Origin of the sequence: Myxococcus sp. AM009 (assembly GCF_013372605.1) — a bacterium.
Classification (GTDB): Bacteria; Myxococcota; Myxococcia; order Myxococcales; family Myxococcaceae; genus Myxococcus; species Myxococcus vastator.
The window spans coordinates 36,723-47,493 of the sequence record NZ_JABXEP010000059.1; the positions used below are offsets into that span (position 1 = coordinate 36,723).

Annotated in this window: 8 protein-coding genes; 6 read left to right on the plus strand and 2 right to left on the minus strand. The window is 70.2% G+C overall.

The genetic code is table 11. The annotated features are described in order from the left end of the window. Positions 1 to 18: 18 nt before the first annotated feature. From hmgA to HV824_RS16685, 3 genes are all read left to right on the plus strand, one after another. Positions 19 to 1,356: a homogentisate 1,2-dioxygenase gene (gene hmgA, locus HV824_RS16675; RefSeq protein WP_176417271.1), complete on the plus strand. Its 1,338-nt coding sequence runs from the start codon at positions 19 to 21 to the stop codon at positions 1,354 to 1,356. A 7-nt stretch (positions 1,357 to 1,363) separates the two neighbouring features. Then, entirely contained in the window at positions 1,364 to 1,744 is a 381-nt protein-coding gene (locus tag HV824_RS16680) for a Rieske (2Fe-2S) protein (RefSeq protein ID WP_176417270.1), read from the plus strand. A gap of 140 nt (positions 1,745 to 1,884) precedes the next feature. Then, positions 1,885 to 2,673: an endonuclease/exonuclease/phosphatase family protein gene (locus HV824_RS16685; protein WP_176423718.1), complete on the plus strand. Its 789-nt coding sequence runs from the start codon at positions 1,885 to 1,887 to the stop codon at positions 2,671 to 2,673. A 12-nt stretch (positions 2,674 to 2,685) separates the two neighbouring features. Here HV824_RS16685 and HV824_RS16690 read toward each other — a convergent pair whose 3' ends face one another. Together HV824_RS16690 and prtB are read right to left on the minus strand one after the other, a co-directional pair. Further along, entirely contained in the window at positions 2,686 to 3,513 is an 828-nt protein-coding gene (locus HV824_RS16690; RefSeq protein WP_176417268.1) for a serine protease, read from the minus strand. 3 nt (positions 3,514 to 3,516) lie between these two features. After that, positions 3,517 to 4,311 carry a M57 family metalloprotease PrtB gene (gene prtB, locus HV824_RS16695; protein WP_176417267.1) on the minus strand — a complete coding sequence of 265 codons (795 nt, stop codon included), beginning with the start codon at positions 4,309 to 4,311 and terminating at the stop codon, positions 3,517 to 3,519. 432 nt (positions 4,312 to 4,743) lie between these two features. Here prtB and HV824_RS16700 point away from each other — a divergent pair, with 432 nt between their 5' ends. From HV824_RS16700 to HV824_RS16710, 3 genes are all read left to right on the plus strand, one after another. Next, entirely contained in the window at positions 4,744 to 5,922 is a 1,179-nt protein-coding gene (locus HV824_RS16700; RefSeq protein ID WP_255208097.1) for a DUF6068 family protein, read from the plus strand. A 94-nt stretch (positions 5,923 to 6,016) separates the two neighbouring features. After that, complete coding sequence (locus tag HV824_RS16705; RefSeq protein WP_176417265.1) at positions 6,017 to 7,138, plus strand: hypothetical protein; 1,122 nt, start codon at positions 6,017 to 6,019, stop codon at positions 7,136 to 7,138. A 297-nt stretch (positions 7,139 to 7,435) separates the two neighbouring features. Further along, positions 7,436 to 10,771, plus strand: a 3,336-nt coding sequence (locus tag HV824_RS16710; RefSeq protein WP_176423720.1) for a type I polyketide synthase, incomplete at its 3' end; no start/stop codon positions are given.

Sequence of the window (10,771 nt, forward strand, 5' to 3'; positions counted from 1 at the left end):
GCTTGCGAGGAGAATCCGGTGACTACCCAGCCTTCCTCCGCGGTGTCGCCGGGGAGCGTCCTCAAGACGGCTCCCGGCGCCTATCTGTCTGGCTTCGGCAACGAGTTCGCCACTGAGGCGGTGCCCGGCGCGCTGCCGGAGGGGCAGAACTCGCCCCAGCGGGCGCCGTTCGGCCTCTATGCCGAGCAGCTGTCGGGCTCGGCCTTCACGGCCCCGCGCCGGGAGAACCGGCGCTCCTGGCTGTACCGCCTCCGGCCCAGCGCGAACCACCCGGCGTTCCAACCGCTGGCGCAGGGGCTGTTGCGAAGCGGGCCCTTCGACGAGGTGCCCGCTTCCCCCAACCGCCTGCGGTGGAGTCCCCAGCCCCCGCCGGCCCAGCCCACCGACTTCGTGGAGGGGCTGGTCACCTACGCGGGCAACGGGGACGCGGCGTCGGGCGCGGGCATCAGCATCCACCTGTACGCGGCCAACCGCTCCATGGTGGACCGGGTGTTCTTCGACGCGGACGGTGAGCTGCTCATCGTCCCGCAGGCGGGGCGGCTGCGGCTGGTGACGGAGCTGGGCGTGCTGGACGTGGCGCCGGGCGAAATCGCGGTGGTGCCGCGCGGGGTGCGCTTCCGCGCGGAGCTGCCGGAAGGCCAGGCCGCGGGCTACGTCTGTGAGAACCACGGCGCGTTCTTCCGCCTGCCGGACCTTGGGCCCATTGGCGCCAATGGTCTGGCCAACCCGCGCGACTTCCTGACGCCTATGGCGGCCTTCGAGGACGTGGACCGGCCCACGGAGGTGGTGCAGAAGTTCCAGGGGCGGCTGTGGTCGGCCCGGTACGCGTACTCGCCGCTGGACGTGGTGGCGTGGCACGGTAACCTGGCGCCGTACAAGTACGACCTGGCTCGCTTCAACACCCTCAACACGGTGAGCTTCGACCATCCGGACCCGTCCATCTTCACGGTCCTCACGTCACCCAGCGAGGTGCCGGGCACGGCCAACTGCGACTTCGTCATCTTCCCGCCGCGGTGGATGGTGGCCGAGCACACCTTCCGGCCGCCCTGGTTCCACCGCAACGTGATGAGCGAGTTCATGGGGCTGGTGCACGGCGTCTACGACGCGAAGGCGGGCGGCTTCGCCCCGGGCGGCGGCTCGCTGCACAACTGCATGAGCGGCCACGGCCCGGACCGGACCAGCTACGAGCAGGCCGTCCAGGCGGACCTGAAGCCTCACAAAATCAAGGACACGCTGGCCTTCATGTTCGAGTCGCGCTGGGTCCTCCGGCCCACGCGCTTCGCCATGGAGTCGCCGGCGCTTCAGCAGGACTACGACGCGTGCTGGGCGGGTTTCCAGAAGGCGAAGCTGCCTTGAGGGCCGCGTGAGCGCGCAGGAGGCGCCGGCGGAGCGCAAGCGCGTCTGGTCGACGCCGGCCAACGTGAAGCTGCTCCCGGTGAGCGCCCTGGAGGACCCCGGGGCGCGCAACCTCGTCCTCCAGATGGGGGACGCGTTCTTCCACGGCTTCCTGGTGCGCAAGGGTGACGCGGTCCACGGCTACGTGGACCGGTGTCCCCACGCGGGCCTGCCGCTCGCGCGCGAGCTGGACCGCTACCTGACGCCCGACAAGACGCTCATCGTCTGCGGCTGGCACGGGGCCCTGTTCCAGGTGGAGGACGGGCTGTGTGTGGGCGGGCCGTGTTCGGGTGGCCGGCTCACCCCGTGGCCGGTGACGGTGCGCGACGGCATGGTCGTCACCGCCTGAGCCGCCGCAGGCAAGCGTTCGGCGGCACGTCCGTCGCGGGGCGCTCAGCGCGTTAAGCGTGCAAGTCTTGATTGGCTGGTCCTGGTGCCGGAGCCTGTGGCGGCGTCGTGGTGACGCCGTTCTTGAAAGGTACGGGCGCGATGATGAAGCGACTGGCAGCCCTGACAGGTGTGGTCCTCGCGGTGATGGTGGCGTCCGGAGCGGCCTGGGCCCGCGTCGAGCAGGCCGCGCCGCAGCCGGTGGCGGTGGCGGTGGCGGTGGCGCAGCTGCGGGTCGTGACGGCCAACCTGGACTTCCACCGTGCCGAGGCGGCTCGCAGGGATTGGAACACCATTGGTCCCGAGGCCGACATCGTGTTCGTCCAGGAGGCGAAGTACGTGCGGATGCGCGACATCCTCGGAGACGGCTGGGCGGTTCGTCAGGACACCTCGTCGGAGGATCGGCAGGGGAGCGCGGTCATCATCCGCAAGTCCGCGGTGAAGAGCATCGGCGAGCTGCAACTGGTGAAGGGGGTGGACGCCAGCGCCTGCCCGGGGGGCGGCATCATGACGCGGTGGATTGCCCGCGTGGACGTGCAATTGCAAAACAACCGCTGGATTCGGGTTGCGTCGCTGCACATGCCGCCCGAGCGCTGTCAGATGGGCCTGGGGAGCCCCTACGCCAGGATGGCGGACAGCGTGGTGGCGTTCGCGAACCGCAGTGACCGGCTGCTCGTCCTGGGCGCGGATTGGAACAAGGTGGTCGACAGCGACCCGAACGAGATTGGCGCGCGCACGGGTTTGAAGCCGCGCGGCCCCGACTCCGGCCTGCGCATCGACGGCTTCTACGTATCTCAGGCCATTGGCACCCAGGGCCTCGAATTCCTGCCGCAGACGGGTGACAACAAGCACCGTCCGGTGAAGATGAACATCACCGTTCCGGCGCCGTAGCGGGCCTGGCGCTCAGGGCGCGAGCCGCGCGTGGGGGGCATCCGCCCCTGGTGTGCGCGTGGCCGTGGCCGGCGCGTCGACGTCCTCGGGTTGCAGATAGGCGGAGGCTTCGACAATCGACTCCACGGTCCAGCCTCGGTTGGAGCCCCGTCCGCTGACTTCACAGTCGCCGTCGGTGTGGACGCCCAGCAGGTGCCCTCGCCGGTTGAGGACGCCTGCGCCGGAGCTGCTGACCAGGGTGTCCAGGTCGCCGTAGAAAACGAGCCCGTTGCACGAATCGAGGTAATCGCCCTCGGCGACGACCTTGGGGTATCCGCGGGGGTGCTGGAGGATGGCCAGCCGCTCGGTGGCCTGGGTCGTCAGCGGGATGGGGGGGACATCCGGCAGGACATCGAGCTGGATGAGCGCATAGTCCGGCGCTATCGACTGCTCGATGACGGTGCCTTCCGTAATCAAAGGGTCGCCGTCCGCGTCGTCCTCGAAGTTGAAGACAATCAGCGGGATGTCCCCGAGCCTGACACAGTGGCCCGCGGTGAGCACCACGGCGCCCGCGCCCGCATGAATCAGCGTCCCGGTGCAGCGCCCGTCGATGAGCACGACGGCGTCTTCCCGGTCCTGGATGACGTCAGCGAACTCACCCACGTAGCTGTTGATGGGGGTGAAGTCGAGCGTCGGACCGCACTGCGCGAAAGCACGAACCTCCGGTCTGGCGGGTGGCTCACAGACGGCGGGCTCGGTCTGCTCGGACCGTCCTCCGCAGGCGGTGAAGCCCAGGAGGACGGTCCCAGCGAGGAGCGAACCCCACGGCGTCATGCGGGAATCCGTGGGGTGTCGCGCCATGACTTAGTACAGGTACTGAAGCGCCGTGATGTCGGAGCTCTTGAAGTTACCCGTCTCGGACGAGCTGAAGCAGGAGTTCATGAGCGAGCCGCCGCGGGTGGCCGTGGTCGGCGTGCCGGGGATGTGGATGGCGCCCACGCCCGCGCTGCCCTCGTTGCCGCCGGAGCCGCAGCTGATGCTGCGGTTGTAGTAGTCAGAGTGGCGCAGGCCCACGGCGTGGCCCAGCTCGTGCGTCACGACGTGCTCGACCACGGCCACGCCGTAGCTGGCCGTGCCGGTGCCGATGTTGATGATGCCGTAGGGACGGCCGCCGGAGGGGAAGCCCGCCGAGCCGCCAGCGCCGGACATGGTGCGCGCGGAGATGGTCGCGCTGCAGCCCGTGCCGCCACGCTGCATCCGGAACGACAGGCCCAGCGCGTTGTAGTTGGCGATCGCCCGGTCAAGGCCGGACATCAGCGTGGCGTTGCCGGAGTACGCGGTGTTCGGGACGATGCAGATGCGGCTGATGGACGCGGCGACGAGGTTCGTCGTGCGGTACTGCTCCGGCGTCGACAGGTCCGACTGGAGCATCTCGCGGGACGCCTCGAGCGTCACGTGCGAGTCGCGGCCCACGTACACCTGTCCGTCGGAGAGCAGGATGTCGTCCGCCGGGAAGCCGGCCTCGACCAGGTTGGCGATGATCTCATCCTGCTCGTTCTGCTCACCGGCCTGCATGTCGGTGCCGCAGCCCGTCAGCATCATGCTACCGGTCACCGCGAGGACAGCAGCTCCCTTGAACATCTTCTGGAACATGGGCATCGGAAATTCCTCGTCCGTTTGACTGCGGGGGGTCGCGTCGTCCGCCTGGTATCCACCAGCCGCGGCGAGACGCGTCCCGGCCCTTGAGCAATTGATGGGCCAACGAATCCCGCAGGGTGAGAAACCCGAAAACGTTGACTAGCTTGGAGTCCATGCGCTCCAGGCCCAGGTCACGGGTACGTAAACGGAGTTGACGTCGGCCGCCGCAAGCCCGCGAGACGACGGTGGATTCCTTGGAAACGGCCAAGCGTTCCAAAACCACACAGTGATGTCTGGTTATCGGTCACCTGCCCCGTGGGGCAAAGACACCCCAGGCATGATCTGACATAGGTGAAAACAAACTACAACCCTGTAATGAGGTGGGAAGGGATACACGCGTCCGACGAGAGGTGCGCGTGAATGCACTGCCGGTGTATCCAGTCGCGTATGCCAATGCGCCACGTCACCTGTCCTGTTGCCGCGCTGCTGGGCGCGGTCCTGTCGTTCCTTCCTGGCTGTGGGAGCACGATGTCGAGCAATCCCTCGCCCGTGGACGCCCAGCGCCAGGACGCCACTTCGCAACAAGCCGCGGAGGCCTGGAAGCGCGCCCGCGTGGGTGATCGCGTCACCTATGCCTTCTCCGCGAACCAGGGCCCCACGCCTGGTGAGGCTGACGCCGCGCGCACGCTCGATGGCCAGTTGACGCTGGAGGTCGTGTCCGTGCAGCAGCCCTGGGTCTACGTGCGGGTGGCCTTCACGGACGCGGCGGGCAAGCCGTTGTCTCAGACGCGGCTGGCGAGGGACCTGGTGGTTCCGGTGCGCTCGGACGTGACGCGCCCGGTTGACGTGCCGCGTCCAGGGCAGGTGACGGCGGAGCGTCCGTCCTTCTCCGGCCGCGACTGGGAGGCCACCCGCTATGTCAGCGATCAGCGTCCCGTGGATGGTCCGCTGCGCACGCGCGTGTATGCCAATGATTCGACGTTGCTCTACCTGACGCGCGGCCTGCTGGAGGCGAGCACCGAGTCCGCCGGGTTCCGGACGCCGGGCGGCGTCAAGCTGTCGCTGCGTGAGTTCCAGGAGGGCTCCGCCGAGGCCAGCGCCCCCGCCCCCTCATTGGAGCGGCCGCTGGGGCCCGGCGCGTATTACGACCGGAGGGTGGACCTGGCGCCCACGCAGGAGGTGCTGCGCGTGTGTTTCACCGCCGAGCGCGGTTATGTCCTTCGCTCGGAGGGGCCCGTGGGCACCGGGAGCGACCCCTGCTCCGACTTCTCCAAGGCGGAGCCAGAGGCCCTGGAGGAGTTGGTGATGAGCCTCCCCTGGGATGCGCTGGTGTCAGGGGCGTGGCCTCCCGGCGCGGCCAAGGCGGGTGCCGGTGGCACCTTCACCATGGCGGACCGGAGCGTGCCCACGCTGACCGAGCAGCGCACGGACGACGACGAGGGCACGCGGCACGTCTACACGGAGACCTACGCGGCGGACCCCTGGGCGCCGGGGCTCGCGGGCGTGCCGTATGAAGCGCGCTTCCAGTCGCTCGACAGCGCCACCGAGCGCGTGGGGGCGGGGGGCCAGCGTGAGTCCGCGGGCGGCAGCAGGCTCGTCCAATGGGGCCCGTGGCTCGGCGGGCAGCCGTGACGCTGCGGTAGGCTTCAGGCAGCGGCCCCATTCCGAGCCAGCCAGGGCAGGCGGCCGGAATGGGGCGCTACACTGGGGGCGGACTGGAGGCGTCATGCACCTGGAGAGACTTCGTCGGCTGCCCGCGCTCGTGCTGCTTGGACTTTCCCTCGCCGGTGGGCTGGGGTGCTCGGAGGAGGACGCGGGCGTGGACACGCCCAACCCCCTGACGAATCCCAAGGAGGGGCCACCCGCTGGGAATCCGAACCCGGAGGCCACCTGCGCCATCCCGGCCGAGGCCGGCCTCGCGGACGTCTCCCGGCCCACCACCGTCGTCGGCACGGGGAGCCCGGCGAGCTGCACCAGTGACGCGTTCCTCCAGGCGGTGGCGCGGGGTGGGGTCATCACCTTCGACTGTGGTCCCGAGCCCGTCACCATCACCCTGGAGCGGACGGCGAAAATCTTCAACGACACGGGGCCGGAGATTGTCATTGACGGGAAGGGGCTGGTGACGCTCAGCGGGGCCGGGCGGCACCGCATCCTGTACATGAACACCTGCGACGCGGACCAGGTGTGGACGACCGCGCACTGCCAGGACCAGGACCACCCCCGGCTGACGCTGCAGAACCTGACGTTCGTGGACGCCAGCTCCAAGGCGGAGACCGAGTTCGACGGCGGTGGCGCCGTCTGGGTTCGCGGCGGGCGCGTGAAGGTCATCAACTCCCGGTTCTTCAACAACGTCTGCGCGGACGTGGGGCCAGACGTGGGCGGCGCCGCGCTCCGGGTGTTCAGCCAGCACCGGAACCAGCCGGTGTACGTGGTGAACACGACCTTCGGTGGCAAGGCGGGTTACGGCGGCGCCTGCTCCAACGGCGGTGGCATCAGCAGCATCGGCGTGTCGTGGACCCTCATCAACAGCCTGTTCTCCCATAACCGGGCCGTCGGCAATGGCGCCAATCCCGCGCGGCCGGGGACGCCGGGTGGGGGCAGCGGCGGGGCCATCTACAATGATGGCAACACGATGACGCTGTCACTCTGCGGCACCCGGCTTGAGCACAACGAGGTCAACGCGCACGGCAGCGCCATCTTCTTCGTGAGCAACGACCACTCAGGGGACATCCGCATCGACCGCTCGGTGATTCGGAGCAACACGGGTGGGTCCTGGTACCCGACGCATCCGCAGATTTCGAATCATGACGACACGCCCATCGTCGTGACGAACTCCACGATTGAGTGAAGATTAGCGCCTCAACCGTCATTTCAAACCGGCACCCACGAACGCCCGAGCGCGTCTGCGGTCCAGCCGCCCTTCCCGCCGGCGAGGCCCGTGCGCGTACGCGTCGCCCTCGCGAAAATTCGCCTAACGCGGAGCACCCGATTCCTTCGGTATTTCTGCTTAATTTGATGATACTGAAATATAAGAAAATTCCGTTCAAAATCAAACGACTCATGCTACCGTGCGCTTGGGGAACACGCGCATCATCAGGGGCTGATGTCGATGGATACAGGGGGGCAGGAGTTGCACGGCATTGCCGTGATTGGCATGGCAGGGCGTTTTCCGGGGGCGGAGAGCGCTCGCGAGTTCTGGGAGAACCTCCTCGGTGGCGTCGAATCCATCTCACGATTTCGTGATGATGAGTTGATGGCCGCGGGGGTGCCGGCGGACGTGCTGCGCAACCCGGGCTACGTGCGCGCCAAGGGCGTCATCGCGGACGCGGACTGCTTCGACGCGGGCTTCTTCGACTTCAGTCCCAGGGAGGCGCAGCTCCTGGACCCGCAGCAGCGGGTGTTCCTGGAGAGCGCGTGGGCGGCGTTCGAGGACGCGGGCTATGAGCCGACGCGGCTGACGGGGATGCCGGTGGGCGTCTTCGGGGGCATGGGGCTCAACAGCTACCTCTATACGCACCTGGCGCGGCCGGGAGTCCCGGTGCCGCTCGAGGAGTTCTTCGCGGCCTTCATCTCCAACGACAAGGACTTCCTGTCCACGCGGGTCTCCTACAAGTTGAACCTCCGGGGGCCGAGCCTGACGGTGCAGACGGCGTGCTCCACGTCGCTGGTGGCCGTGCACCTGGCCTGTCAGAGCCTCTTGAGCTTCGAGTCGGACCTGGCGCTCGCGGGTGGAGCGGCCATCACGCTGCCGCTGCGCACCGGCTACCTGCACAACCCGAACTTCATCCTGTCGCGCGACGGCTCCACCCGGACGTTCGACGCGAAGGCGGGCGGCACCGTCTTCAGTCATGGCGTGGGAGCGGTGGTGCTCAAGCGGCTGGAAGACGCCGTGAGGGATCGGGACTCCATCTACGCGGTCATCAAGGGCAGCGCCGTCAACAACGATGGGGCCTCGAAGGTGGGCTTCACCGCGCCGAGCGTGGACTCGCAGGCGGAGGTGATTCGCACGGCGTACACGGTGGCGGACGTGGACCCCGCGAGCGTCGCGTACGTGGAGGCGCACGGCACCGCGACGCCCATGGGGGACCCCATCGAGGTCGCCGCGCTGACGCGGGCCTTCGACTCCGGGACGCGTCGCCCGACGCCGTGCCTGCTGGGCTCGGTGAAGTCGAACCTGGGGCACACGGACGCCGCGGCCGGCGTCGCGGGGCTGATGAAGGTGGCGCTCGCGCTGCGCCATGGCGCCATCCCCCCGTCGCTGCACTTCGAGACACCCAACCCGCACCTGGACCTGGAGTCGGGCCACTTCCGCGTCGTCACCGCGCCCACGCCCTGGCCGGACCTGGGGGCGCCTCGGCGGGCCGGGGTGAGCGCGTTCGGCATTGGCGGCACCAACGCGCACGTGGTGCTGGAGGAGGCGCCCGCGCCGGAGCCCGTGCCGCCCGGTCGCCGCGAGCAGCTCCTGGTGCTGTCCGCGCGCAGCCCCCAGGCGCTCGAGCGCGCCCGGCGCCGGCTGGCCGAGCACCTGCGCCGTGAGCCCTCCGTGGGCCTGGGGGACGCGGCTTTCACGCTGGCGATGGGCCGCAAAACCCTGCCGTTCCGCGCCTCGCTGGTCGCCTCGGACGCGGCCGAGGCGGCGCGGGCGCTGGAGGCCGACCCCTCGGCGGAGCCCGTGGCGGCCCGGCAGACGCCGGTGGCGTTCCTGTTTCCGGGGCAGGGCTCGCAGTACCCGGCCATGGGCCGGGGGCTGTACGAGGTGGAGCCGGAGTACCGCGACACGGTGGACCGGTGCGCGGCGCTCCTGCGGCCGCACCTGGGACTGGACCTGCGGGAGGTCCTCCACGCGGACTTGAGCGACGCGGCGCTGGCACGGCTGGAGCGCACGGAGCTGACCCAGCCGGCGCTCTTCGTCGTCGAGTACGCGCTGGCGCGGCTGCTCATGTCGCGGGGCGTGGAGCCCTCGGCGATGCTCGGCCACAGCGTGGGGGAGTGGGTGGCCGCGTGCCTCGCGGGCGTCTTCCCCCTGGAGGACGGGCTGCGGCTCATCGCCCTGCGCGGCAAGCTGATGCAGGCGCTGCCGCCGGGGAAGATGCTCTCGGTGCCCCTGCCGCGCGACGAGGTGCGCCGCCTGCTGAGCGAGCGGCTGTCGCTGGCCGCGGTGAATGGGCCGGCCTCCTGTGTCGTGGCGGGGCACCCCGAGGCGGTGGAGGCGCTGGCGGCATCGCTCGCGGAGCGGGGCGTTCCGGCCCGGATGCTGCGCACCTCGCACGCGTTCCACTCGTACATGGTGGATGACGCCCTGGCGGCGTTCCGCCGGGTGGTCGAGCAGGTCCCCCTGTCCGCGCCGCGCATCCCGTTCGTCTCCAACCTCACGGGCCGCTTCATCACCCCCGCGGAGGCCACGTCCCCCGACTACTGGGTGCGCCACATGCGCGAGGCGGTGGAGTTCGCCCGGGGCGTGGGCATGCTCCTGCGCGAGGAGCGCGTGCTGCTCGAGGTGGGGCCGGGCAACGGCCTGGGAGCGCTGGCGCGGATGCACCCCGAGAAGGGCGCGACGGCCACCCTCCTGTCGACGATGCGCCACCCGAAGGCCTCCGTCCACGATGGCCGGGTGCTGCTGGAGACGCTGGGGCGGCTGTGGGAGGCGGGCGGCGCGCTGGACCTCTCGGCGCTCTGGCGCGGCGAGCCCCGCGGGCGCGTCCACCTGCCGACCTATCCCTTCGAGCGTCAGCGCCACTGGGTGGACGCGCCCGCGGAGGGCCCCGCCGTCCCGCGCGACGCGCAGGAGGGCCTGTTCCACGCCACCTCGTGGGCAGCGCTGCCGCGGCCCACGCCGCGCCGTCCCGTCGAGGGGGAGCGGTGGCTCTTGTTCCTGGGCGACTCGCGGCTGGCGCGAGCGACCTTCGCCGGGCTGGGCCTCGCGGCCTCCTTCGCCACGCGCGTGGTGCCGGCCGAGGCCTTCGAGCGGCGCGAGGACGGGCTGTACGGCCTGCGCCCTGGCAGCCGCGAGGACCACCAGCGGCTGGTGCGGGAGCTGGCGGCGGCGGGACGGCTCCCGGACCGCGTGGTGCATGCCTGGAGCGTGACGGGGCCCTCGGACGCGCCGCTCTCGTTCGAGACGCTCGGACACGCGCAGGCGCTGGGGTTCTACAGCCTGCTGTGGCTGGCGCAGGCGCTCGGTGAGCACGGCGGTGGCCGGCCCGTGTCGCTGGTGGCGGTGGCCGATGGCGTCCACGCCGTCGGCGAGGGGGAGCACGTCCGCCCGGAGAAGGCGACGCTGCTGGGGGCATGTCGCGGCATCGCGCTGGAGGCCCCGGGCCTGACGTGCCGGCTGGTGGACGTGGCCGCCGAGGGGCCGGAGGCCCTGACGCACGCGCTGGTGGACGAGCTGCGCGCCGAGGAGGACGCGGGCGTGGTGGCGCTTCGCGGGGCACGCCGGTGGGGGCCCCAGGTCTCCTCCGTGGTGTTGCCGGGCGAGGGC

Excerpts from the sequence above, each read along its gene's own strand:
- HV824_RS16685 (WP_176423718.1), top strand. The coding sequence starts at position 1,885 with ATGATGAAGCGACTGGCAGCCCTGACAGGTGTGGTCCTCGCGGTGATG.
- HV824_RS16690 (WP_176417268.1), bottom strand. The coding sequence starts at position 3,513 with ATGGCGCGACACCCCACGGATTCCCGCATGACGCCGTGGGGTTCGCTC.
- prtB (WP_176417267.1), bottom strand. The coding sequence starts at position 4,311 with ATGCCCATGTTCCAGAAGATGTTCAAGGGAGCTGCTGTCCTCGCGGTG.
- HV824_RS16700 (WP_255208097.1), top strand. The coding sequence starts at position 4,744 with ATGCGCCACGTCACCTGTCCTGTTGCCGCGCTGCTGGGCGCGGTCCTG.
- HV824_RS16705 (WP_176417265.1), top strand. The coding sequence starts at position 6,017 with ATGCACCTGGAGAGACTTCGTCGGCTGCCCGCGCTCGTGCTGCTTGGA.